Genomic DNA, 22,929 nt, shown 5'->3' on the forward strand with positions numbered 1-22,929 from the left:
AACCTAACATGTATCCTTCCCGGAGGCGACCCTTCCAAAAGGGTCAGCCCAAAGCGTATCCTGCGCCCCTGACCGTGCGCAGCGGATCGTCCCCGCCGAACTGGCAAAGCGCCTTGCGAAGCCGCCCGATATGGACATCCACGGTCCGCGTATCGACATAGATATCGCGGCCCCAGACCCGATCCAGAAGCTGTTCGCGGCTGAACACCCTGCCCGGTTTTTCCATGAAGGTAGTCAGCAGGCGGAATTCGGTCGGGCCCAGTTTCAGCACCTTGTCCGCGCGATAGACGCGGTGGCTTTCGCTGTCCAGACGGATGTCGTCCCATTCCAGCACCACGCCCACCGTGGCGGGACGCGAGCGGCGAAGCTGCGTACGCACCCGCGCCATCAACTCGACCAGCGAATAGGGCTTCACCACATAATCATCCGCGCCGGTTTCAAGCCCGCGAACCCGATCAACCTCCTCGGACCGGGCCGAGAGCATGATGATGGGCAGCGCCCTCGTGTCCGGGCGCGTCTTCAGCTGACGGCATACCTCGATCCCGGACACGTTCGGCATCATCCAGTCCAGCACGACCACGTCGGGGGAAACCTCGTCCACAAGGACCAGTGCTTCCTCGCCGTTGCCCGCCTGTACGACCCGGAAGCCTTCGGCCTCCAGGTTATAGGACAGGACTTCGCGCTGCGCGGGTTCGTCTTCGACCAGGAGAACGACCGGCTGCTCGGACGATGTCATGAACCCGCCCCGACGAAGGAGGTAGTGTCGCCCTTCGGACGCGCTTCTTCGGGCGCGGCGCCGGTCACGAGGTAGATGACCTGCTCGGCAATCGTGGTGGCGTGATCGCCGATACGCTCGATGTTCTTGGCGATGAAATGCAGATGCATGCAGGCCGTGATGTTGCGCGGGTCTTCCATCATATGGGTCAGGAATTCGCGGAACAGCGCGTTATACATCTGGTCCACCTCGGCATCGCGCTGACGCACTTCGTTGGCCAGACGCTCGTCGCGGTGGATATAGGCGTCCAGCGAGTCCTTCAGCAGCAGTTCGACCGTTTTCGCCATGCGGCGGATCGCGCTGCTTGCCCCCGGAATCGCGGGCATATGCGAAAGAACCGTTGCACGTTTCGCGAGGTTCTTCGCGAAATCGCCGCACCGCTCCAGGCTGGACGCGATCTTCATCACGGTCAGCACGGTGCGAAGGTCGGTCGCGGTCGGCGCGCGCAGGGCGATCAGGCGCGCGCATTCGACGTTCACCTGATCTTCCAGCGCGTCGATGGCCTTGTCGGCGCGGCGAACCGCTTCGGCCAGTTCGTCGTCGCGGGTTTCAAGCGCCTTGGCGGCGTCCAGAATGGCGGCTTCGACCAGCCCCCCCATCTTCATGATCATCGCCTGGATGGCTTCCAGGTCGCGATCGAAGGACGATACGATATGTTGTTCGCTTACCATGATGCCCTCCGTCAGCCGATCCGGCCGCTGATGTAGCTTTCGGTGCGCGGATCGCGCGGATTGGTGAAGATCTGCCCCGTCTCTCCAAACTCGACCAGGTTGCCGAGGTGGAAGAACGCCGTCTTCTGGCTGACACGGGCCGCCTGTTGCATCGAGTGCGTCACGATGACGACCGCGAATTGGCCGCGAAGCTCGTCGATCAGCTCCTCGACCTGTGCGGTCGCGATCGGGTCCAGCGCCGAGCAAGGCTCGTCCATCAGCAGAACCTCGGGCGAGGTCGCCACTGCGCGGGCAATGCAAAGGCGCTGTTGCTGGCCGCCCGAAAGGCCGGTGCCGGGCGCGTGGAGGCGGTCTTTCACCTCGTTCCACAGCGCCGCCTTCTTCAGCGAAGTCTCGACCACGTTGTCGAGTTCCGCTTTCGAGCGGGTCAGGCCGTGGATCTTGGGACCATAGGCTACGTTGTCATAGATCGACTTCGGGAACGGGTTCGGCTTCTGGAACACCATGCCGACCTTGGCGCGCAGTTGCACCGGATCGACCTTGGGATCGTAGATGTCTTCGCCATCAAGCTTGATCGAACCCGAGACTTTCGCCGCGGCGATCGTGTCGTTCATGCGGTTCAAACAGCGCAGGAAGGTGGATTTGCCACAGCCCGACGGGCCGATGAAGGCCGTCACGTTGCCGTTCAGGATATCGACATCGACATCCTTCAGCGCATGGCTGGTGCCGTAATGGACCTGGACGCCGCGCGCTGCGATCTTGGTTTCGCTGGTGGACACGTCTCTCTCCGCGATTCTCATATCGTTCATGTTGTTGCTCCTCACCAGCGGCGTTCAAAGCGGCGACGCAGGATGATTGCGATCGCGTTCATGCAGATAAGGAACACGAGGAGCACGATGATCGCCCCCGATGCGCGTTCCACGAAAGCAGGGTCCGAGCGCTGAGTCCAGTTGTAGACCTGAACCGGAAGTGCCGAGGACGGGTCGAACAGCCCACCCGGATAGTCGCGCACGAATGCAACCATGCCGATCAGCAGCAGCGGTGCCGTCTCGCCCAGCGCCTGAGCAAGGCCGATGATCGTGCCCGTCAGGATGCCCGGCATGGCCAGCGGCAAGACGTGATGGAACACGGTCTGCATCCGGCTGGCGCCGATGCCCAACGCCGCGTCGCGGATCGACGGCGGAACCGCCTTCAATGCCGCGCGGGTCGAGATGATGATCGTCGGGACGGTCATCAGTGTCAGGACCAGACCACCGACGATGGGTGCGGATTGGGGCAGATGGGCAAAGTTGATGAACATCGCAAGGCCGAGGATACCGAATACGATCGACGGCACGGCGGCGAGGTTCGAGATGTTCACCTCGATCACGTCTGTCCAGCGGTTCTTCGGCGCGAATTCCTCAAGGTAGATGGAGGCGGCGACGCCAATCGGAACCGAAAGGCAAAGCACCACGGCCATCATGTACAGCGAACCGAGGATCGCGACGCCCAAACCGGCAGCCTCGGGGCGCTGGTCCGATGCGTCAGGCATCGTCACGAAGCCCCAGTTGAAGCCCGACGACATCATGCCTGCATCGCGCATCGCGGTGGCAAGCTGAAGACGTTCGGGCGTGACGTTGCTGTCGCGCTCGGCGCTCTGCATGGTCACCCGCCCCTTGAAGAAGCCGTCGATCCGACCATGGGCCAGAAGACGCGTCTCCACGGTGGTCCCGATCAGTTCGGGATTGGCCAGCACCATCGAGCGAAGCTGCGCCGGAGCTTCCTGCGACAAGATGCCCGAAATGTCGTTGTCGGCTATGCCCTCGGGGGCAACGCCCGCCTCGCGCACTGCGGCGACGACACCAGCCTTCAGCACGTTGCCATAGCCGATGGTGGTGACCTTGGCCATTTCGGCCGGATCGCGGCTCCCCGACGGGTCGAGCGTTTCGGCCGGCAAAGCGATCGGAACGGTCACGAAGGTCTGCCGAAAGGCAGACGAGCCGTTGCCGAAGATCGAGACCAGCAGCGTGACGAGGGCAGCCATCGCGACGCCGATGGCGATCATGCCATAGGCTCGGAAGCGCGCCTCGGCGGCATTGCGGCGCTTTGTGCGCGCGTCGGCGACCAGAAGCGAGCCGCGTTCGCGATGAGAGCTGATGTCGCTCATTCGTATTGCTCCCGGTATTTGCGCACGATGTAGAGCGCGAAGATGTTGAGGCCGAGCGTGATGACGAACAGCGTCAGGCCAAGCGCGAAGGCGACCAGTGTCTCGGGCGAATTGAAGTCCGTGTCTCCCGTCAGCTGCGAGACGATCTTCACGGTGATCGTCGTCATCGCTTCGAACGGGTTCAGACCCAGCCGGGCCGCAGCCCCTGCCCCAAGCACCACGATCATCGTCTCGCCGATGGCGCGGGATGCGGCAAGCAGAACGGCCCCGACGATGCCCGGAAGCGCGGCGGGCAACACGACCTGCCGGATCGTTTCCGACTTGGTGGCGCCAAGACCCAGCGATCCGTCACGCAGCGATTGGGGAACCGAGTTGATGATGTCGTCCGACAGCGAGGACACGAACGGGATGATCATGATGCCCATGACCAGACCCGCGGTCATGACCGAAGTGCCCGACGATCCCAGCCCCATCGGCTGAGCGAAGTAATCGCGCAGCAGCGGCCCGACGGTGACCAGCGCGAACAGACCATAGACGATGGTCGGAATCCCGGCCAGCACCTCGATCAGCGGTTTTGCGAAGGACCGCACGCGGTTCGACGCATATTCCGACAGGTAGATCGCGGCGAACAGGCCGATGGGAACCGCCACCAACAGCGCAATGAAGCTGATGTAGAGCGTGCCCCACAGCAGCGGGATGATGCCCAGCTGGCTGTTGCCGTGGAAGACCGGCGACCACGTGGTTCCAAAGAAGAACGACTGCCACGGATACTGGCTGAAGAAGTTCATCGTTTCGAACACCATCGAGAAGACGATGCTGATCGTGGTGAAGATGGCGATCGCAGACGCGAAGATCAGAAAGCCCATCACCGTCTTTTCGACCGCGTTGCGGGCCCAGAAATCCGGACGCACCTGCTTCAGCGCGATCGCGGCCCCCGCGAGAGCCACGCCAAGCACCAGCACCGTCATCGTCAGGCTCATGGTCGAGGCCAGCGCACGGAAGTTCTGTGCAGCCTCCAGCGTCTCGGGCGTCACGTTGCCGCCCAGCGCCACGCCCGCCTCGCCCAGACGGGCGCGCAGGGTCGAGGGGTCGTTCGTGAAGGCTTCCATCTCGTCGGGCGTGATCGCACCGGAGGAGATCGCCGCCTGCAACCCGTCGGCAACAGAGCGGACGTCGCGCATCGCAAGCTGTTGCGCAGTCGCGGTCGCGGTCGCCTCGGCGGGCAACTGCGCGGCGATGCGGTTTTCGATGAAAAGTGGCTGGAAGATCAGCCAGACCAGCATCAGCAGCAGCGCCGGAAGCGCGGTCATGATGAAGGCATGCCAACCATAGTAGGAAGGCAGGGAGTGCATACGGCGCACGTCCCCCTGCGCGGAAGCAAGCGCCGAACGGCGGGCAAGCACGTAAGCAATCGCGGCGGCGGCAAGGACGATCAGCGCTATCCAGAGGACGGGCATTTCAACTCTCGTCTGTGAAAGCGCCCTGCCGGTTTATTCCGGCAGGGCGAACAAGACCTTGGCGGGGGTAGTCAGTGCCGCCCCCGCCGGGGCCATTACATGGTTTCTTCAGCAGCGACAGCAGCTTGCGTCGCAGCCAGTTCCGGGTCGGACACGAGGCCGTAAGCAGCCAGCGGGCCGTTCGGGCCGGCCATATCGTCGGACACGAAGAATTCGACGAACTCTTTCAGGCCCGGGATGACGCCGATATGCGCCTTTTTCACATAGAACTGGAGCGGGCGCGAAACCGGGTATTCACCCGAAGCGATCGACTCGGTCGACGGAACGACGCCCGACATGGTCGCGACGCGCAGGGTGTTGGTGTTGTTCTCGTAGAACGACAGGCCGAACACGCCGATACCGTTCTTGTCCGACTGGATGCGGGCCAGCGTCTCGGTGTAGTCGCCGTCGATGTCGACCGACTTGCCGTCGGTGCGGATCGCGCCGCACTGCTCTTCGGCGGTGTCCTCGTCCGACAGCGCGGTCAGAGCTTCCAGAGCACCCGATTCTTCACAGCCAGCAGCCATGACTTTTTCGCCGAAGACTTCGCGGGTGCCGTGCTTGGTGCCCGGGATGAAGGCCAGGATCGGCTGGTTCGGCAGATCCGGGTTCACTTCGTTCCAGGTGGTGTAAGGGTTGGCAACCAGTGCGCCGTCGACGACGACCTGAGCGGCCAGCGCCTTGTACCAATCGGCGGGGGTGAAGGCGAATTCGTTGCCGTTCACGTCCGAAGCGAAGACAATCCCGTCATAGCCGATCTGGACGGCCATGATGTCGGTCACGCCGTTCGCGGCGCAGGTTTCGATCTCGCTGTCGCGGATCAGGCGCGAGGAGTTTGCAATGTCCGGGGTGTTCTCGCCGATGCCCTGGCAGAACTGCTGCAGACCGGCCGAGGAGCCGCCCGACTGGATGACCGGGGTCGGGAAGTCGAAGTTTTCGCCGAAGGCTTCCGCGACGATGGTCGAGTAGGGAAGAACGGTCGACGAACCGGCGACCTGGACTTGGTTGCGGGCTTGTGCGTGTGCGCCGGTGGCAGCAACGGCCAGCGCCAGCACCGATGCGGAAAGTTTCATGACGGACATCTCGATACTCCTGAGTTTTCGAGCCTTGGGGCCACGACGGCCTTGGGCGCCGGATTAGGCGCCTCCTGCAACCATTATGTAAAAACCACATGACAGTTTTATGAAACACGCCGAATTTTCTCGCCTCACGCGTGTCACATACGGGGCGGCAAGACGGATGGCTTCGGGACAAATGCCGGAAAAACAGGCAAATAAGTCACGCCATGACGGCAATTTTACGCGCAAAACCCCGGGCCTCCGCAGCCGACGCTTGCAACCGGCGCCGCCTGAACAATATACCCATTCGACTGCGAATCCCACGCTTCGCAACCCCTGAGAAGAACTTGGAAACCTGACCCGTTGCCCGATATGATTCCGACCGCCACCGGCCCCTTTCACCTGACCCGGCGCAGCCTGATCGCCAGCGGCGTTGCCACGACGGCATTCGCCGCCGCGCCCGGCTTTGCGCAAGAGGATCAGGCCCCGGTCCCGCCGGTGGAGGCGGAGCCAGCCCCTGCCCCGCTCGCGCAGGAATTCAGCTTCGACATCCTGTCGGATGAGATGCGACTTGCCGCGAGCCGTCCGTTCCAGCAGCCCGAGCGGCCGGTGGGCTTGCTGTCGGAACTGCAATACGACGATTACCGCAACATCAATTTCCGCGCCGACCGGTCGCGCTGGACGGAAAACCCCGCCAGCATGTTCCGCGTCGCCGCCTTCCACATGGGCTGGCTGTTCGAGGACCCGGTCCGCATGTTCGAAGTGCAGGGCGGGAACGCGACCGAGATGCAGTTCTCGACCGACGATTTCGAATATTACAACGATCTGGCGCAGCGGATGCCGCAGCACGCGGAACTGCCCGGCGTCGCGGGCTTCCGTCTGGCCACGCCGATCAACCGGCCCGACATCTATGACGAGTTGGTTGCCTTCCTTGGCGCGTCATATTTCCGCGCTCTGGGTCGGGGCAGCGCCTATGGCCTTTCGGCGCGCGGGCTTGCCGTCAATACCGCGACCAACTCGCCCGAGGAGTTTCCCCGTTTCAGCCGCTTCTATATCGAACGCCCGGCCGATGGGTCGATGACGGTCACGATCTTTGCGGCCATGGACAGCCCTTCGGTCACCGGCGCCTACCGTTTCGTCATCACCCCGGGTGCCGAGACGGTGATGAACGTCACCGCGCGCATGTATTGCCGCCAGACCATCGCACAACTTGGCGTTGCACCGCTGACGTCGATGTTCCTGTTCGCGGAAAAGAACCGCGCTGAATTCGACGATTTTCGCCCCAACGTGCATGACAGCGACGGGTTGCGGATCGAGCGCGCGAATGGCGAGATCATCTGGCGTCCGCTCAACAACCCGCCGCAGCTTTCGGGTTCCTATTTCACGGAGGAGTCGCCGCGCTCCTTTGGTCTGTATCAGCGGGACCGCGAATTCGAGAATTATCAGGACACCGAAGCGCGCTACGAGCGTCGCCCCTCGCTGAAGGTCGAGCCGACGGGCACCTGGGGCAAAGGCGCGGTGCGTCTGGTCGAGATTCCGACGGATTCCGAGGTCAACGACAATATTGTCGCGTTCTGGGTGCCGGAGGGAGAGTTCCGGCAGGGCGACGCGCGCGAATACGCCTATTCGCTTCGCTGGGGCGACCTGCCGCAGGACGAAGCGGCCCCGCTTGCATGGGTGTTCGAGACGCGGGCCGGGGTCGGCGGCGTCTCAGGCGTCGATAACGGCGAAAATTTCAGAAAATTCGTCGTGGACTTCAAGGGCGGGGTGATTGCAAACCTGCCTGCGGATGCCCAACTTGAAGCCATCGTGAGCGTGCAGAACGGCGAAGTCGCGCACACCACGCTGGATCGCATCCCCGGAACCGATATGTGGCGGCTTGTCGCCGATGTGACGGCCCCCGAGGGTGCAATCGTGGAACTGGGCGCTCATATTGCCGGTTATGGCCGGAAGCTTTCTGAAACCTGGCTCAACCAATGGATCAACGCATGACAACTGCGCAGTCTAACGACGGTTCGGATAATCAGCAGTCGGAGAAGGGCGCCCTGCCCGACGCACCGATGGCAATGCCTCGCCAAGTGCTGGAGGCACCTCGCGGCATGTCCATGTTCCGCGCGTTCCTTCCGCGGGCAACTCGGGCAGGCAACTGATCCATGACTGCTTCGTCCGGAACCGGGGGCGCGGGGCTCTCCCGGACGATCGCCCTTAGCCTGAGCGTCCTTGCTGCCGCAGGGGCGTTCATGCTTTTTCTGCAATTCGGTATGGCCGATGGGCTGGACGCGATGGATGTCGTGCGTTCGGCGTTCATCCTGCTCTCGACCTTCTGGCTTGCCTGGGGGGCGACACAGGCGCTTCTGGGCCTGACGACCCGCGCGAAGCCGCCGGCGCTGCCCCCGTTCACCGGATTGACAACACGCACGGCGATCCTCGTCCCCGTCTACAACGAAGATCCGGTGACGACCTATTCCCGGATTGCCGCGATGGATGCGTCGTTGAAGGAAACGGGGCTTCAAAACCATTTCCACTTCGCGATCCTGTCCGACACCCGCAAGGACGACATTGCCGCCCAAGAACGGGACTGGTTCGAACGGCTGGTGCGCGAATGCGGCGCAGAAGGACGGATGTTCTATCGCCGCCGCACGAACAACAAGGGCCGCAAGGCCGGCAATATCGAGGATTTCTTCCAGCGGTCCGGCGGCGCCTACGATTTCTCGCTAATCCTGGATGCGGACAGCCTGATGGAAGGCAGCACCATCGTCGAAATGGCGCGCCGGATGGAAGCGGAACCCCGGCTGGGTCTGCTGCAATCGCTGCCCAAGGTCACCCGCGCCCGCGCGCGTTTCGGTCGCGCGATGCAGTTTTCCGCAAGCTTCCATTCGCCCGTCTTCGCGCGGGGCCTTGGCATGATGCAGGGTGAAACCGGGCCGTTCTGGGGCCATAACGCCATGGTCCGCGTTCGCGCTTTCGTCGAAAGCTGCGGCCTGCCGGAGCTTTCCGGCGCGCCGCCGTTCGGTGGCCATATCATGAGCCACGACTATGTCGAGGCTGCCCTGCTCGCCCGTGCCGGATGGATCGTGCGTCTGGATGACGACCTTGAGGGCAGCTATGAAGAGGGCCCCGAGAACATCGTCGATCATGCCAAGCGCGACCGGCGCTGGTGCCAAGGCAACCTTCAGCATTCGCGGCTTTTGATGGCCCCGGGTCTGCTGACATGGAGCCGCTTTGTCTTCCTTCAGGGCATTCTCAGCTATATCTCACCGCTGTTCTGGCTCGGCTTCCTGATCGCATCAATCCTTGCGCCCTGGTTCACCCCTCCGGTCAACTATTTCCCCGTGCCCTACTGGCCCTTCCCGGTTTTCCCGTCGAACGAGGCGTGGAAGGCCATCGGTCTGGCGGTCGGCATTTTCGGCCTCCTGTTCCTGCCGAAGCTTCTGGTCGTGGCAGATGCGGTCGCCACGGGCCGGGCCCGCGGCTTCGGCGGTGCGGCGTTGGCGATCCAGTCCTCGTTGACCGAGCTTCTGTTCTCCTCCGTAACCGCGCCGATCCTGATGATGTTCCAGACGCGGTCGGTGTTTCAGGTCCTGCTGGGCCGCGACGGCGGCTGGCCGACCAACAACCGCGGCGACGGCACGCTCTCCTTGGGCGAGGCTTGGAGCGCGACGCATTGGATCGTGACCACCGGCGTCGTAGGTCTTGGCACCTGCTATCTGCTGGCGCCGGGTCTGGTGCCGTGGCTGCTACCCATCGTCATCCCGATGATCCTTGCCCCTGTCGTGGTGTCGTGGACGTCGAAACGCAGCCGGACGACCTTGTTCACCGCCCCGCTTGAGCTGTCGCCCGCCCCGGTGATGATCCTTCAGGACCGCATCCTTGCCGCGTGGCAGGGTGGCGAGGCAGCCCCGCTTGCGGGTTCCGAGCATCAGGTGGAAGCCCCCGCGCATGCATGAGACGACTGGCGGCCGCGATCCGCGGCTGGATGTTCTGCGCGGGCTCGCGCTAGTGATGATTTACATCAACCATGTTCCCGGCACCTTGTGGGAGGCGTTCACGAGCCGCAACTACGGCTTTTCCGACGCCGCCGAAGGGTTCGTGATGATGGCTGGGGTGGCCGCGGGTCTCGCCTATTCCTCGGGCTTCCTACGCGGCGACGCGGTCCCGACGGCCCGCAGGATCTGGCGGCGCGGCTGGACGCTTTACATGGTCCACATTCTGCTGACGGTCATCGCCGTCGCCGTGGCCGCGGCCTTCTACAAGCTTGGCGCACCACAGCTTTCGAACGAGAACCTGACCCATGTGATCTTCGACGATCCGATGGGCTTCATGCTTGGCGTCGCGCTTCTGACGCACCAGCTCGGTTACGCCAACATATTGCCGATGTATGCCGCGCTGCTGTTCCTCGCGCCCGCGTTTCTGGTGTTGGCAGTGCATCGGCCGAAACTACTGCTGGCCGGATCGATCCTGCTTTGGGCCTTCGCCGGGCAGACTCGGTTCAACCTGCCGAACTATCCCATGCCGGGCGGCTGGTTCTTCAATCCTTTCGCATGGCAGCTCTTGTTCGTGATCGGGCTGCTGACCGGGGTGGCGATGAAACAGGGGCGCAGGCTGGTTCCCGCAACGCCGGCGCTTGTCTGGCTTTCGGGTTCGGTGCTGGTCATCGTTCTGATCTGGGCCAAGTTCGAACCCGTGGCGGATGTCTTGAATGCCGGGCGGCTGGCGCTTGCCAAACTCGGCTTTCCCTATTGGGTGACCGAGTTCGAGAAAAGCATCGTCAGCGTGTTGCGCCTCGTGCATTTCCTTGCGCTGGCCTATTTCCTCAGCGCGCTGCCCATCGTGCGCCGCATCTGTGCGCGGCCGGAACTTGCGCCGCTGGCGGTTATGGGGCGCAACGGGCTGCCGGTCTTCGCGCTTGGCACTGCGCTGTGCTATGCTGCGCAGGGGGTGATGGACATGCGCCCCAATACCCCGGTGCTGGAGGCGACGCTGATCTGGGGCGGCGTTGCGCTGCAATGGCTGTTCGCGGTGCTGCGCGACCGCTGGCGGTTCAGCAAGGCGCGCACGCCCGTCGGCGTCCCCGCAACGCCCTAGACCGAGCAAATGGTGGAGCGGGTGAGGAATCGCCGCTCCCGCCCGTTGTCGAGGCTGAACATCCCGCCCCGTCCCGGCACTGCGTCGATGATCAGGTCCGTGTGTTTCCAGACTTCGAACTGGCTGCCCGAGATGTAGAAGGGCATGCCGCCGATCTCTCCCATCTTCACGTCGTGGTCGCCCAGAAGGAAATCCCCCTGGGCGTAGCACATGGGCGAAGACCCGTCGCAGCACCCGCCCGACTGGTGGAACATCACCGGGCCATGGTCCGCGACGATCTCCGCCAGAAGGGAGAGCGCCTCCGGAGTGGCGCTCACCTTGTCCATCAGAAGAAGCCCAACTTCTTGGCGCTGTAGCTGACCAGCATGTTCTTGGTCTGCTGATAATGATCCAGCATCATCCGATGGTTCTCGCGACCGATGCCCGACTGCTTGTAGCCGCCGAAGGCCGCATGCGCAGGATAGGCGTGATAGCAGTTGGTCCAGACCCGACCCGCCTGAATGGCCCGCCCGAAGCGATAGGCGCGATTGCCGTCCCGCGTCCAGACCCCCGCGCCCAGACCGTAAAGCGTATCGTTGGCGATCGAAAGCGCCTCCTCGTCGTCCTTGAAGGTCGTGACCGACACCACCGGCCCGAAGATTTCCTCCTGGAAGATGCGCATCTTGTTGGTGCCTTTGAAGATGGTCGGCTTGACGTAGAAGCCGCCCTCGAGTTCGCCCTCCAGCACGTTGCGCTCGCCGCCCGTCAGGATCTCGGCGCCCTCCTGCCGCCCGATGTCCATATAGGACAGGATCTTCTCCAACTGCTCGGACGAGGCCTGCGCGCCGATCATCGTCGCGGGGTCCAACGGGTCGCCCTGCACGATGGCCTGCGTCCGGGCCAGCGCCTTTTCCATGAAGCGGTCATAGATCGACTCATGGACCAGCGCGCGCGACGGGCAGGTGCAGACCTCGCCCTGATTCAGCGCGAACATCACGAAACCTTCTATGGCCTTGTCGAGGAAGTCGTCATCCTCGTTCGCGACATCCTTGAAGAAGATGTTCGGCGACTTGCCCCCCAGTTCCAGCGTCACAGGGATCAGGTTCTGGCTGGCATATTGCATGATCAGCCGGCCCGTCGTCGTCTCGCCGGTGAAGGCGATCTTGGCGATGCGGTTCGACGATGCCAGCGGCTTGCCCGCCTCCAGCCCGAAGCCGTTGACGATGTTCAGAACGCCATCGGGCAGCAGATCGGCGATCAATTCGGCCAGCACCATAATGGATGCGGGGGTCTGCTCGGCCGGTTTCAGCACGACGCAGTTGCCCGCAGCCAGCGCCGGCGCCAGCTTCCACACCGCCATCAGAATCGGGAAGTTCCACGGGATGATCTGCCCCACCACGCCCAGCGGCTCGTGGAAGTGATAGGCGACCGTGTCGTCGTCGATCTCCGAGATATGGCCTTCCTGCGCACGCACGACGCCTGCGAAATAGCGGAAATGGTCCACGGCCAGCGGCAGGTCGGCGGCGGTCGTCTCGCGGATCGGTTTGCCGTTGTCCCAAGTCTCGGCGGTGGCCAGCAGCGCGAGGTTCTCCTCGATCCGGTCGGCGATGCGGTTCAGGATCAGCGATCGCTCGGCAACGCTGGTCCGGCCCCATTTGCCCTTGGCGGCATGGGCGGCATCCAAGGCGGCTTCGACATCGCTGGCGTCGGAGCGCGCAATCTGGCAGATGACCTTGCCTGTGACGGGCGAGGTGTTGTCGAAATACCGGCCTGCCTTCGGGGCGACCCATTTGCCGCCGATGAAGTTGTCATAGCGTTCCTTGAACGGCGATTTCGCCGTCCGGAATTGTTCAACCTTGTTCATCAGGTCCTCCCTTACCCGTGTTCATGGTCCAACCGTGATGCCGGGACGCGGCGCTGTCACCTGCCACGCCATCGGCAATACCCCCCGGTGTCGCGGGAATGCGACAGCGGGCGTCGATCATCCTCGCCGCGTCGCGGCGATCTTGCGATGCAGCGTGGCGCGGGAAATCCCCAGCGAGCGCGCCGCCACCGTCACATTCCCCGAGGCGCGCGCCAACGCCCGCGCCAAAGCGGCGCGTTCTGCCGTCTCCAGCGTATCGGGGGTGCCACCGAGCAGGTCGGCAGCAGGTCGGGGCAGATCGTCCAAAGGTCCGAGCGCCTGACGCGCCGACCGTGTCGCGCCCACGACCAGATCGTCCGCGTCCACCGCCAGCACCGCCGAACGATCCGCGCCCGGCACCAGCACCATCCGCGCCTGCGGGAACGCAAGACGCAGCGCCTCCACCTCGATCCGGCGGGCGGTATCGGCAACCGAATGCGCGATCAGACCTGCAAACCCTTCGGTCAGATCATCGCGGCAGGACGACACGTCCAGCGCCCCCGCCAGTGATCCGTCGTGGTTGAAGATCGGCGCCGTCATGCAGGACAGCGCAGTGTTGCGCGCAAGATAATGCTGGTCACGCCGGATCGTCACCGTCCGCCGCTCTGCGATCGCCGTGCCGATTCCGTTCGTTCCCTGCCGTGCCTCGGACCAGACGGTGCCGGTCCATAGGCCCCATTCGCGAAAGGCGTCATCCTCGGCCCCCGCCCCGCGGCGGTCCAGCGGAACCCCATCCGGGTCGGCCAACAGCACGCAGCACCCGACGCTTCCGACCGCTTGGAACAGCCGGTCGAGGCTGGGCGCGGCAGCGGCGATCAGCGGCCCCATCCGGTCCCGCGCGGCGCGGAATTCGGCGTCGGCCAGTCGCCCGGCATCGGCACGGCCCGCCGGGTCCAGCCCGTGCAGCCGGGCGGAACGCGTCCAGCTTGCAACCAGCGGCGAACGGGCGGCATCGCTTCCCAGCAACGCCGCTTCGATGCGGCCCGCATGTTCCGCAACGCGCATGTTGTTCATGGGTCTCCTCCCCCATCGTCCGCGAATCCACGCGGATGAGACAGCATAGGACGAAACCGTGCGAGACGACAGAAAACTGTCGGACCGATATGTCCCACGGAAAATAACGGTTGCCAGCGGCCCGCGCTGCGGGTGTTATGCCCGAAGTCGAACGGAGCCCGCCCATGTTGCGCCTTGCCCTTGCCACCGCCCTTTTCCTGCCGCTTTCCGCCCAGGCCGAGGATGTCACAGTATTCGCCGCCGCCAGCCTGAAGACCGCGCTGGACGAGATCGCGACCGACTGGCAGCAGTCCAGCGGGGATACGGTGACCGTCTCCTATGCCGGGTCGTCGCAGCTGGCCCGCCAGATCCAGCAAGGCGCGCCCGCCGATCTGTTCATTTCGGCCGCCGTGGATTGGATGGACACGGTCGAGGGCGACGGCCTGATCGCCGAGGGCAGCCGCGTCGATCTTCTGGGCAATACGCTCGTGATCGTTGGCGGTGCCGATGCGCCCGATCTGGAAATCGCAAATCTTCCCACCGCGCTGAGCGGAGGCAAGCTGGCGATGGCACTGGTGGATTCGGTGCCTGCCGGGGTCTATGGCAAGCAGGCGCTGACCTCGCTTGGTCTGTGGGATGGCGTGTCGCCATCGGTCGCCCAGGCGGACAACGTGCGCGCGGCGCTGGCGCTGGTGGCGACCGGCGAGGCGCCTTACGGCATCGTCTATGCCTCGGATGCGGTGGCCGAGCCTGCGGTCAGGGTCGTCGCAACCTTCGCCGAAGGCAGCCACGATCCCATCGTCTATCCCGCCGCGGCGCTGAAGGATGCAGGTCCGGCTGCGACCGGGTTCCTCGATCATCTTTCTTCCGAAGCTGCGGCGGCCACCTTCCGCGAACAGGGCTTCGAAGTTCTTCGCCAATGACCCCGGAGGAGTGGCAGGCTGTCCTTCTGTCGCTTCGGGTCGCCTTGGTCGCCACGCTCGTCAGCCTGCCATTCGGCATTCTGGCCGCGATGGCCCTGGCGCGCTGGCGGTTTCCGGGGCGCCAGATCCTGAACGGGTTGGTCCATCTTCCGCTGATCCTCCCGCCGGTGGTGACGGGCTATCTGCTGCTGCTGACCTTCGGGCGGCGCGGCACCGTCGGGCAATGGCTGGCCGAGACCGGGATCGTCTTCGCCTTCAACTGGACCGGCGCGGTGCTTGCGGCGGCGGTCATGGCCTTCCCGCTTCTGGTCCGCGCCATCCGCCTGTCGCTGGAGGCCGTCGATCCAGGGCTCGAAGCCGCGGCGGGCACTCTGGGCGCATCGCCCTTGTGGGTCTTTGCCACGGTGACCCTGCCGATGATCCTGCCGGGTATCATCGCCGGCGCCGTGCTGGCTTTTGCCAAGGCAATGGGCGAGTTCGGGGCCACCATCACATTTGTTGCGAACATTCCCGGCCACACCCAGACGCTGCCATCCGCCATCTATGCCCTGCTTCAGGTTCCGGGCGGCGAAGAGCGGGCCATGCGGCTGGTCGCCATCGCGATCGCGGTTGCGATGTCGGCGTTGCTGCTGTCGGAATGGCTGTCGCGGGCCATCGCCCGAAGGGTCGCATCATGACGCTTTCCGTGTCCATCCGGCATCCTCTGGCACATTTTGCGCTCGACCTGTCCTTCGAGGCGGGACCGGGTGTGACCGCGATCTTCGGACGTTCCGGGGCGGGCAAGACGACGCTGGTCAACGCGGTCGCGGGGATGTTGCGGCCCGCCGAAGGGCGCATCGCGCTTGGCGGCCAGATGCTGAGCGACCGCAGCCATTTCGTGCCGCCACATAAACGCCGCATCGGGTATGTGTTTCAGGACGGGCGGCTGTTCCCGCATCTGACCGTCCGGCAGAACCTGCTTTATGGGCGCTGGTTCTCGGGTGCCGGCGCGGATCTCGGGCGGATCGTCGAGATGCTGGGGCTTGGCATGCTGATGGACCGCCGCCCCGCGCGGCTTTCCGGCGGCGAAAAGCAACGGGTCGCCATCGGACGCGCCCTTCTTTGCGCCCCGCGCCTTTTGCTGCTGGACGAGCCGCTCGCTGCGCTGGACGGCGCGCGCAAGGCCGAGATCCTGCCCTATCTGGAGCGGCTGCGCGAGGAAGGCATGCCCATTCTTTACGTGAGCCATTCCGTGGCCGAGGTCATGCGCCTTGCCGCGCGGGTCATCTTGCTTGATGCGGGTCGGATCACAGGCTCGGGTGCCCCCGCGGATATGTTGTCCGACCCGGCCTCCGGCCTCGCGCAATCCGAGGTGGGGGCCCTTATCCCGGCCCGGGTCGCGGCTCGCGATCCTGATGGGCTTGCGCGACTCGACACCGCTGCGGGGCCGCTTTATCTGCCAACTCAGGACCCTGTCGGAACGGTCCTGAACATCCGCATCCATTCGCAGGATGTCATGATCGCACTGTCACCCCCGGTCGGGATTTCGGCGCTGAACATCCTGCCGGCCGTGGTCGAGCAGGTCATCCCGCGCGGGCACGAGGCACTGATCCGCCTGCGCCTCGGCCCCGAGGCCCTGCTGGCCCGCATCACCGCGCGTTCGGCGACGGCACTGGGCCTCGTGCCGGGAATGCCCTGTCACGCGATCCTGAAGACCGTCGCGATCGCGGATCACTCGGTCTCCGAAGGGGTCACCACCGGGGTATTCTCGGCCCGGTCGCGATAGAGCGCGGCGCGGCCCAGAAGCATCAGCGTGACCGGCGTCGTGCACATGATGAAGAAGCCGATGACCAGATCATGCAGCACCAGCCGCCCTTCGGAGAGCGAAAAGAAGATGACCGAGGCAAGGATTGTCGCCAGCGCCCCCCAGCTTGTCCCCAGCGTAGGCGCATGCAGCCGGTCATAGAAGCTGCGCAGCCGCAGCAGCCCGATCGACCCGATCAGCGTCAGCCCGGCACCGAGGACAAGAAAGAACGCCACGACGATCGCGGCCCAAAGCGGCAGTTCCGTCATTCGATGACCTCCCCCCTCATCAGGAATTTCGCCAGCGCCAGCGTCGATACGAAGCCAAGGACGCCGATGACCAGCGATGCCTCAAAAAAGAAGATGCTGCCCGTTCGGATGCCCATCGTGATCAGGAGCAGCATCGCGTTGACGTAAAGCGTATCGAGCCCCAGCACCCGGTCCTGCGCCCGTGGGCCACGCAGGATGCGCAGCACCGCCAGCAGCATCGCGATCACCAGCATCCCCTGCGCCAGCAGCGTCGCGACAAGAAGGATCGTTCCGCTCATTCCAGAATCTCCCTCAATGCCTTTTCGTATCGGTTCTTGATCAGGTCCTTCCAATCCGCCTCATCGACCAGGTCGAAGACATGCAGGAGAAGAACGCCCCGGCGCGGATTCCAGCCAAGCCAGGCCGTTCCCGGCGTGGCCGTGACGATGATCGCCAGCAAGGCCAGCGCGGTCCGGTTGCGGGTTTCCAGTTCGATCTCGATCATGCCGGAGCGGCGCTTGCCGTGCCGCCCGCCATTCAGGATCAGCCGCGCGACGTCGAAGTTAGAGCGCGCGATGTCCACGATCAGAACGCCCAGCAGCACGGGGATGCGATGAACCTTGCGCAGGGTGATCGGCGTCGGCTCCAGCGCGGACATGCTGCGGCTGGCCACCAGCGCCACTGCCGATCCAAGGATGAACTGCCCAGGTGTGAAGCCGGTCAGCACCAGCCAGACGATCAGCAGAAGCAGCGCAAGGAACGGGTGCGGAAGGATGCGCTTCATTGCTGCACCTCGCCCGCGGGCGCGCCCATCGGCGGTGCGGGCGGTCCAAGCCGCTCGCGTTCCGGTTCAGGCGCGGGGGTGGGTGCGGTCTCGGCCTGTTCCTGCCGTTCGACGGTGCGTTCGGCCATGATGACGCCGTTGATATAGACCGTCGGCTCGTGCAATGCCGCAGCCGTCGCTTCCATGTAGCGCATCGCCGGGCGGGCCTGCCATGTCAGCAACACCGTGGCGAGAATCAGCGCGGCGATGGGCGCGATTTCGGACGCCTTGACCTTGGGTGCGACATCGTCGGCCGCGGCCCAGAAGGTCTGGATGCCAACGCGCACCAGCGCGATCAGCGTCGCGAGGCCCGAAAGGATCAGCAGCGCCATGAACGCCCATTCGACCGGCCCCGACCCGGTGCCCTGAAGCATCCCCGACAGGATCATCACCTTGCCAAGAAAGCCCGACAGCGGCGGCATTCCGGCCAGCAGCACGGCCAGCGCGGCAAAGCAGACGCCAAGAATGGTCATCACGCCGGGAATGACGAAACCGGAACCCTCCGGCTCCTCGGGGTCATCATCGGGGCCGCCATAAAGGTCCGAGGTCAGCGCCAGCATCGCCGCGACCGATCCCTGCCCGCGTTCGACCAGCTCCACCAGCAGGAACAGCCCCGCGATCGCAATGGTCGATCCGATCATGTAATAGAGCGCACCGGCTAGCATCGCGACGCCGCCCCCGCCCATCGCAAGGCCCACCACCGTCAGCAGCGTGCCCGAGGAGATCAGGACCGAGAACCCGGCCATGCGCGACATCGCCTGCGAGCCGAGGATGCCCACCGTGCCATAGGCCAGCGTCGCCATCCCGCCCGCGATCAGAACCCCCGCGCCGAAACCCGCCGACGGCCCGGTGCCGGGCGCAAAGGTCAGGAACGTCAGCCGCAGGATGATGTAGACCCCGACCTTGGTCAGGATCGCGAACATCGCCGCCACCGGGGCCGAAGCCGCCTGATATGTCGGCGGCAGCCAGAAGCACAGCGGCCACATGCCGGCCTTGACCAGAAACGCCAGACCAAGGATCGCCAGCCCCGCATGGACCAGCGGACGATCGCTGGCCGCGATATAGGGCATCCGCTGCGCCAGATCGGCCATGTTCAACGTGCCGACCACGCCATAGATCGTCGCGACCCCGATCAGGAAGAACAACGACGCCACGAGGTTGATCGCGATGTAGTGCATCCCCGACCGAACCCGCGCCGCGCCCGACCCGTGCAGCATCAGACCATATGACGCCGCCAGCATGATCTCGAAAAAGACGAACAGGTTGAACAGATCGCCCGTCAGGAAGGCGCCGTTGACCCCCATCATCATAAACATGAACAGCGAATGGAAATGCTGCCCGCGCCCCTGCCACGTCGCCGATGCGAATATCAGCGACGGGATCGACAGGATCGAGGCCAGCACCAGCATGAGTGCCGAAAGACGGTCCAGGACCAGGTTGATCCCGAACGGCGTCGGCCAGTCGCCCAGCAGATAAAGCCCGATCTCGTTCCCGCCGGAGGGACCCGCCCCTTTGGAGCGGTTCAGCAGATCGAACGCGACCAGCAGCATCATCACCGACGCGATAAGGCTGATCGCCATCTTCGCCTTCCGCTGGCGATCCTCGTAGAACAGCATGATCGCGGCGGCGATCAGCGGGATGAGGATCGGCGCAATCATCATGTGTTGCGGCGTCAGCGCGCCGCCCGGCATCAGAGCTTCGATCCCGTTCACTGGCGTTCCTTCCCGTCGACATGGTCGGTCCCGGTGAACCCGCGCGAGGCAAGCAGCACGACGAGGAACAGCGCGGTGGTGGCGAAGCTGATGACGATGGCCGTCAGCACGAGCGCCTGCGGAATCGGGTCGGTGAAGGCGGTAGGATCGATTTCTCCGGATTTGGGCAGGATGGGCGCGGCTGCGGTGCGCAGGCGGCCCATCGAAAAGATGAACAGGTTGACGCCATAGGACAGAAGGCACAGGCCCACGATCACCTGAAAGCTGCGCGGGCGCATCACCAGCCACGTGCCGGAGGCGACGAGAATACCGATACCCATCGAAAGGATCAGTTCCATCACTCCTCCTCCTTCTCTTCTGCGGCGCTGCGGGCGCGGCTCCACCGCAGCGATTGGTGGGCGATCGCGATCAGCATCAGCACCACGGCGCCAACGACGGTCGCAAAGACGCCAAGGTCGAAGATCAGCGCCGAGGCCGCCGGAACGTCGCCGATAAGCGGCACCCTTATGTATTGCGAATATGTGGTCATGAACGGATAGCCGAACATCCACGACCCCATTCCCGTGCCGACCGCAACCAGAAGGCCGAAGCCGATCCAGCGCACCGGCAGGATGCGCAGGCGATCCTCGATCCACGTCACGTCGGCGGCAAGGTATTGGAGCAGGAAGGCGATGGCCAGCGCCACACCGGCGGCAAAGCCCCCGCCCGGCAGGTCGTGCCCGCGGAAGAACAACTGCGCCGCCAGCACCATGATGACCGGGAACATCCACTGCATGATGACGCCCGGCACCAGAAGATAGTCGCGGACGGTGTCGCCCCGCTCGCGCCCGTCCTGCGCATCGTCATAGGCGTTCTGCCAACGCTGCTGCTCGGTCATCTCGTTGCTTTCCATCGCGGGACGGAACCGGCGCAGCAGCGCGAAGACCGTCAGACCGACGATGGCCAGCACCGCAATCTCTCCGAACGTGTCGAAGCCGCGGAAATCGACAAGGATCACGTTGACCACGTTCGTCCCGCCACCTTCGGCATAGGCGTGTTCGAGGAACCAGTCCGACGCGAGGTTCCCCGGTGCCATCGTCATCACGATATAGGAGATCAGTGCGATCCCGCCCCCGCAGCACAGCGCGATGACCAGATCGACCCGGCGGCGGATACGCGACCGCAGAAGGGCGTCGCTCGAAATCTCCTCGCGCCGTTTCGGCAGCCAGCGCAGGCCCAGCAAGAGCAGAACCGTGGTCACGATCTCCACCAGAAGCTGCGTCACAGCAAGGTCAGGGGCCGAGAACCACACGAAGGTCACGACCGTCACTAGCCCTGCGCCGCCCAGCAGGATCAGCGCGGCGAAACGGTGATACTTCGCCTGCCACGCCGCACCGACGGCGCAAGCGGCGCCGACGACCCAGATCAGCGCGAAGATCACGCTGGCATTGTCCAGCACGAGCGCCGGCGTCAGGCGCGCTGCGCCCCATAACGAATAGGTGGCGCAGAACAGGCCGATCAGCACCAGAAGCCGAAGCTGCGGTTGCAGCCGGTCGGTGCCGAAGAAGCGGGCCGTGCTGCGCGGCCATTTCCACGTTAGCTTGACCAGCCCCCAGTCGAACATCCGCGCCCCGCGGATGCGATGGATCAGCGGCGGCCCCTCGGGCCCCGACGCGATGCGGCTGGCGGTGACGCAATACACGAGCACGCCCGCCGCGACTGCGATACAGCTCATGATCAGCGGGGCGTTGATGCCATGCCACAGCGCCAGCGAATAATAGGGCATCGCGTCACCCAGCACCGATCTTGCGGCGGCATCCAGCCACGGCCCCACCGTCTGCGCCGGGACGATCCCGACGACGAGGCAGAGCAATACCAGAAGCTCCACCGGTCGGCGCATCCAGTGGACGGGTTCGTGCGGCACTTTGGGCAGGTCCACCGGGGCTGGCCCGAAGAAGACGGTATGGATCAGCCTGAGCGAATAGGCGACCGAGAAGGTCGAGGCCAGCACCGCGATATAAGGCATGGAATCGTCGAAGGGCGATCCGCTGTGCCAGGCATAGGCTTCGGCAAAGAACATCTCTTTCGACAGGAACCCGTTCAGCAGCGGCACCCCCGCCATCGCCGCCGCGGCAACCGTCGCCAGCGTCGCCGTCATCGGCATGTATCGTGCAAGACCCGACAGGCGGCGCATGTCGCGCGTTCCCGTTTCGTGATCCACGATCCCCGCCGCCATGAACAGCGACGCCTTGAAGACCGCATGGTTCATGATGTGGAAGATCGCCGCCACGATCGCCTCGGGGCTGCCGATGCCGCACAGCGCGGTAATGAGGCCGAGGTGGCTGATGGTGGAATAGGCCAGGAGCCCCTTCAGGTCATGCCGGAACAGCGCGATCACCGCGCCGATCGTCAGCGTGATCATCCCGACACCGCCGACGATGTTGAACCACTCCGGCGTCCCCCCCAGGACGGGCGAGAAGCGGACCAGCAGGAACACCCCCATCTTCACCATCGTCGCCGAATGCAGGTAGGCGGAGACCGGCGTCGGCGCAGCCATCGCGTTCGGCAGCCAGAAATGGAACGGGAACTGCGCCGATTTCGTGAAAGCACCCAGAAGGAACAGGATCAGCGCCGGAAGATACAAGGGATGCGCACGGATCACGTCAGCCGCCGCAAGAACGCGGTCCAGATCGTAGCTGCCCGCCATGTATCCGATCAGCAGCATCCCCGCCAACAGGCACAGACCGCCCGTTCCGGTGATGACCAGCGCCATCCGTGCCCCGTCCCGCGCATTCGGCGTATGATGCCAGAAACCGATCAAGAGGAACGAGAACAGGCTTGTCATCTCCCAGAACACGATCAGGACGATGATGTTGCCCGAAAGGATCATCCCGTTCATCGACCCGGCAAAGGCCAGCAGCAGCGCGAAGAAGCGCGGCGCGGAATCGCGCGACGACAGGTAATAGCGGGCATATATGACCACCATCAGCCCGATCCCCAGCACCATCAGCGCAAAGATCCAGGCCAGCCCGTCCATCCGCAGCGTCAGGTTGATCCCCTGCCGCGGCAACCAAGCGTTATAGTCGCGCACCACCTGCCCGGCAGAAATCATCGGCCACAGCGCCGCAAGGATTCCCAGACCTACCGCCATCGTTCCGCCCGACAGCCATGCCACTGCGTTCTTTGCCTTCGCCTGCATTGTTGCGGCGAAGATGCTTCCCACGAAAGGCAGAACAAGAAGAAGAAGAAGCAGGGACTGTTGGACCATTCGCTCGGATATCGCTCTCGGGTTCGGGGTTTGACCCGTTATTCCCCGATCGCCCTCCGGCTTCAACCGCACGGGGCAAAGATTTCA

At 64.3% G+C, this 22,929-nt stretch carries 21 protein-coding genes; 6 read left to right on the top strand and 15 right to left on the bottom strand.

From position 1 onward, the window contains the following. Nucleotides 1-43 precede the first annotated feature (43 nt). From phoB to E2K76_RS03585, 6 genes are all read right to left on the bottom strand, one after another. Entirely contained in the window at nucleotides 44-736 is a 693-nt protein-coding gene (phoB, locus tag E2K76_RS03560) for a phosphate regulon transcriptional regulator PhoB (protein WP_136682885.1), read from the bottom strand. After that, a complete protein-coding gene (gene phoU, locus E2K76_RS03565) occupies nucleotides 733-1,446 on the bottom strand; it encodes a phosphate signaling complex protein PhoU (protein ID WP_136682886.1) in 714 nt (237 codons plus the stop codon). The genes phoB and phoU overlap by 4 nt, the downstream gene beginning before the upstream one ends. An 11-nt stretch (nucleotides 1,447-1,457) precedes the next feature. Beyond that, nucleotides 1,458-2,255: a phosphate ABC transporter ATP-binding protein PstB gene (gene pstB, locus E2K76_RS03570; RefSeq protein WP_136682887.1), complete on the bottom strand. Its 798-nt coding sequence runs from the start codon at nucleotides 2,253-2,255 to the stop codon at nucleotides 1,458-1,460. Between the two features lie 11 nt (nucleotides 2,256-2,266). Next, the gene (gene pstA, locus E2K76_RS03575) at nucleotides 2,267-3,592 is read right to left on the bottom strand and encodes a phosphate ABC transporter permease PstA (RefSeq protein WP_136682888.1); all 1,326 of its coding nucleotides are present in this window, start codon (nucleotides 3,590-3,592) and stop codon (nucleotides 2,267-2,269) included. Continuing rightward, a complete protein-coding gene (pstC, locus tag E2K76_RS03580) occupies nucleotides 3,589-5,049 on the bottom strand; it encodes a phosphate ABC transporter permease subunit PstC (RefSeq protein ID WP_136682889.1) in 1,461 nt (486 codons plus the stop codon). The genes pstA and pstC overlap by 4 nt, the downstream gene beginning before the upstream one ends. A 95-nt stretch (nucleotides 5,050-5,144) precedes the next feature. Next, the gene (locus tag E2K76_RS03585) at nucleotides 5,145-6,170 is read right to left on the bottom strand and encodes a substrate-binding domain-containing protein (protein WP_136682890.1); all 1,026 of its coding nucleotides are present in this window, start codon (nucleotides 6,168-6,170) and stop codon (nucleotides 5,145-5,147) included. 348 nt (nucleotides 6,171-6,518) lie between these two features. On the opposite strand from E2K76_RS03585, the gene E2K76_RS03590 reads away from it, so the two are divergent. The 3 genes from E2K76_RS03590 to E2K76_RS03600 all read left to right on the top strand — a co-directional run bounded on the left by E2K76_RS03590 (nucleotide 6,519) and on the right by E2K76_RS03600 (nucleotide 11,231). Continuing rightward, entirely contained in the window at nucleotides 6,519-8,138 is a 1,620-nt protein-coding gene (locus E2K76_RS03590) for a glucan biosynthesis protein (protein ID WP_136683005.1), read from the top strand. 161 nt (nucleotides 8,139-8,299) lie between these two features. Then, nucleotides 8,300-10,093 carry a glucans biosynthesis glucosyltransferase MdoH gene (mdoH, locus tag E2K76_RS03595; protein ID WP_136682891.1) on the top strand — a complete coding sequence of 598 codons (1,794 nt, stop codon included), beginning with the start codon at nucleotides 8,300-8,302 and terminating at the stop codon, nucleotides 10,091-10,093. Continuing rightward, nucleotides 10,086-11,231 (top strand): OpgC family protein, encoded by a 1,146-nt coding sequence (locus E2K76_RS03600; protein ID WP_136682892.1) that lies wholly within the window; start codon nucleotides 10,086-10,088, stop codon nucleotides 11,229-11,231. The genes mdoH and E2K76_RS03600 overlap by 8 nt, the downstream gene beginning before the upstream one ends. Here E2K76_RS03600 and E2K76_RS03605 read toward each other — a convergent pair. From E2K76_RS03605 to E2K76_RS03615, 3 genes are all read right to left on the bottom strand, one after another. Further along, on the bottom strand, nucleotides 11,228-11,557 hold the full coding sequence (locus E2K76_RS03605; RefSeq protein WP_136682893.1) for a DUF779 domain-containing protein: 330 nt from the start codon (nucleotides 11,555-11,557) through the stop codon (nucleotides 11,228-11,230). The two genes, E2K76_RS03600 and E2K76_RS03605, sit on opposite strands and share 4 nt — an antisense overlap. Then, on the bottom strand, nucleotides 11,557-13,074 hold the full coding sequence (adh, locus tag E2K76_RS03610) for an aldehyde dehydrogenase (protein WP_136682894.1): 1,518 nt from the start codon (nucleotides 13,072-13,074) through the stop codon (nucleotides 11,557-11,559). The genes E2K76_RS03605 and adh overlap by 1 nt, the downstream gene beginning before the upstream one ends. A gap of 117 nt (nucleotides 13,075-13,191) precedes the next feature. Continuing rightward, the gene (locus tag E2K76_RS03615; protein WP_136682895.1) at nucleotides 13,192-14,127 is read right to left on the bottom strand and encodes a GAF domain-containing protein; all 936 of its coding nucleotides are present in this window, start codon (nucleotides 14,125-14,127) and stop codon (nucleotides 13,192-13,194) included. 164 nt (nucleotides 14,128-14,291) lie between these two features. Between E2K76_RS03615 and modA the strand changes: the two genes are divergently transcribed. Genes modA through modC form a run of 3 tightly spaced genes read left to right on the top strand, consistent with a single transcriptional unit; the run spans nucleotide 14,292 to nucleotide 16,794 of the window. Next, nucleotides 14,292-15,029 carry a molybdate ABC transporter substrate-binding protein gene (modA, locus tag E2K76_RS03620; protein WP_246032873.1) on the top strand — a complete coding sequence of 246 codons (738 nt, stop codon included), beginning with the start codon at nucleotides 14,292-14,294 and terminating at the stop codon, nucleotides 15,027-15,029. Continuing rightward, a complete protein-coding gene (gene modB / locus E2K76_RS03625) occupies nucleotides 15,026-15,706 on the top strand; it encodes a molybdate ABC transporter permease subunit (protein ID WP_136682896.1) in 681 nt (226 codons plus the stop codon). Before modA ends, modB begins: the two co-directional genes overlap by 4 nt. Further along, a complete protein-coding gene (modC, locus tag E2K76_RS03630) occupies nucleotides 15,703-16,794 on the top strand; it encodes a molybdenum ABC transporter ATP-binding protein (protein WP_136682897.1) in 1,092 nt (363 codons plus the stop codon). The genes modB and modC overlap by 4 nt, the downstream gene beginning before the upstream one ends. Here the strand turns inward: modC and mnhG are convergent. The 6 genes from mnhG to E2K76_RS03660 are packed head-to-tail and all read right to left on the bottom strand — an operon-like array spanning nucleotide 16,740 to nucleotide 22,842. Beyond that, nucleotides 16,740-17,081 carry a monovalent cation/H(+) antiporter subunit G gene (gene mnhG / locus E2K76_RS03635; protein WP_136682898.1) on the bottom strand — a complete coding sequence of 114 codons (342 nt, stop codon included), beginning with the start codon at nucleotides 17,079-17,081 and terminating at the stop codon, nucleotides 16,740-16,742. The genes modC and mnhG overlap by 55 nt on opposite strands. Next, the gene (locus E2K76_RS03640) at nucleotides 17,078-17,359 is read right to left on the bottom strand and encodes a K+/H+ antiporter subunit F (RefSeq protein WP_136682899.1); all 282 of its coding nucleotides are present in this window, start codon (nucleotides 17,357-17,359) and stop codon (nucleotides 17,078-17,080) included. The genes mnhG and E2K76_RS03640 overlap by 4 nt, the downstream gene beginning before the upstream one ends. Beyond that, the gene (locus tag E2K76_RS03645; RefSeq protein WP_136682900.1) at nucleotides 17,356-17,844 is read right to left on the bottom strand and encodes a Na+/H+ antiporter subunit E; all 489 of its coding nucleotides are present in this window, start codon (nucleotides 17,842-17,844) and stop codon (nucleotides 17,356-17,358) included. Before E2K76_RS03645 ends, E2K76_RS03640 begins: the two co-directional genes overlap by 4 nt. After that, nucleotides 17,841-19,595 (bottom strand): monovalent cation/H+ antiporter subunit D, encoded by a 1,755-nt coding sequence (locus tag E2K76_RS03650; RefSeq protein ID WP_246032874.1) that lies wholly within the window; start codon nucleotides 19,593-19,595, stop codon nucleotides 17,841-17,843. The genes E2K76_RS03645 and E2K76_RS03650 overlap by 4 nt, the downstream gene beginning before the upstream one ends. Next, the gene (locus E2K76_RS03655; RefSeq protein WP_136682901.1) at nucleotides 19,592-19,933 is read right to left on the bottom strand and encodes a Na+/H+ antiporter subunit C; all 342 of its coding nucleotides are present in this window, start codon (nucleotides 19,931-19,933) and stop codon (nucleotides 19,592-19,594) included. The genes E2K76_RS03650 and E2K76_RS03655 overlap by 4 nt, the downstream gene beginning before the upstream one ends. Then, entirely contained in the window at nucleotides 19,933-22,842 is a 2,910-nt protein-coding gene (locus E2K76_RS03660; RefSeq protein WP_136682902.1) for a monovalent cation/H+ antiporter subunit A, read from the bottom strand. Before E2K76_RS03660 ends, E2K76_RS03655 begins: the two co-directional genes overlap by 1 nt. Nucleotides 22,843-22,929 lie beyond the last annotated feature (87 nt).

This window comes from Falsirhodobacter xinxiangensis (genome assembly GCF_004959935.1).
Classification (GTDB): domain Bacteria; phylum Pseudomonadota; class Alphaproteobacteria; order Rhodobacterales; family Rhodobacteraceae; genus Falsirhodobacter; species Falsirhodobacter xinxiangensis.

Bases quoted from the DNA above. Each gene is read 5' to 3' on its own strand.
- phoB (WP_136682885.1), bottom strand. From the start codon at position 736: ATGACATCGTCCGAGCAGCCGGTCGTTCTCCTGGTCGAAGACGAACCC.
- phoU (WP_136682886.1), bottom strand. From the start codon at position 1,446: ATGGTAAGCGAACAACATATCGTATCGTCCTTCGATCGCGACCTGGAA.
- pstB (WP_136682887.1), bottom strand. From the start codon at position 2,255: ATGAACGATATGAGAATCGCGGAGAGAGACGTGTCCACCAGCGAAACC.
- pstA (WP_136682888.1), bottom strand. From the start codon at position 3,592: ATGAGCGACATCAGCTCTCATCGCGAACGCGGCTCGCTTCTGGTCGCC.
- pstC (WP_136682889.1), bottom strand. From the start codon at position 5,049: ATGCCCGTCCTCTGGATAGCGCTGATCGTCCTTGCCGCCGCCGCGATT.
- E2K76_RS03585 (WP_136682890.1), bottom strand. From the start codon at position 6,170: ATGTCCGTCATGAAACTTTCCGCATCGGTGCTGGCGCTGGCCGTTGCT.
- E2K76_RS03590 (WP_136683005.1), top strand. From the start codon at position 6,519: ATGATTCCGACCGCCACCGGCCCCTTTCACCTGACCCGGCGCAGCCTG.
- mdoH (WP_136682891.1), top strand. From the start codon at position 8,300: ATGACTGCTTCGTCCGGAACCGGGGGCGCGGGGCTCTCCCGGACGATC.
- E2K76_RS03600 (WP_136682892.1), top strand. From the start codon at position 10,086: ATGCATGAGACGACTGGCGGCCGCGATCCGCGGCTGGATGTTCTGCGC.
- E2K76_RS03605 (WP_136682893.1), bottom strand. From the start codon at position 11,557: ATGGACAAGGTGAGCGCCACTCCGGAGGCGCTCTCCCTTCTGGCGGAG.
- adh (WP_136682894.1), bottom strand. From the start codon at position 13,074: ATGAACAAGGTTGAACAATTCCGGACGGCGAAATCGCCGTTCAAGGAA.
- E2K76_RS03615 (WP_136682895.1), bottom strand. From the start codon at position 14,127: ATGAACAACATGCGCGTTGCGGAACATGCGGGCCGCATCGAAGCGGCG.
- modA (WP_246032873.1), top strand. From the start codon at position 14,292: ATGTTGCGCCTTGCCCTTGCCACCGCCCTTTTCCTGCCGCTTTCCGCC.
- modB (WP_136682896.1), top strand. From the start codon at position 15,026: ATGACCCCGGAGGAGTGGCAGGCTGTCCTTCTGTCGCTTCGGGTCGCC.
- modC (WP_136682897.1), top strand. From the start codon at position 15,703: ATGACGCTTTCCGTGTCCATCCGGCATCCTCTGGCACATTTTGCGCTC.
- mnhG (WP_136682898.1), bottom strand. From the start codon at position 17,081: ATGACGGAACTGCCGCTTTGGGCCGCGATCGTCGTGGCGTTCTTTCTT.
- E2K76_RS03640 (WP_136682899.1), bottom strand. From the start codon at position 17,359: ATGAGCGGAACGATCCTTCTTGTCGCGACGCTGCTGGCGCAGGGGATG.
- E2K76_RS03645 (WP_136682900.1), bottom strand. From the start codon at position 17,844: ATGAAGCGCATCCTTCCGCACCCGTTCCTTGCGCTGCTTCTGCTGATC.
- E2K76_RS03655 (WP_136682901.1), bottom strand. From the start codon at position 19,933: ATGGAACTGATCCTTTCGATGGGTATCGGTATTCTCGTCGCCTCCGGC.
- E2K76_RS03660 (WP_136682902.1), bottom strand. From the start codon at position 22,842: ATGGTCCAACAGTCCCTGCTTCTTCTTCTTCTTGTTCTGCCTTTCGTG.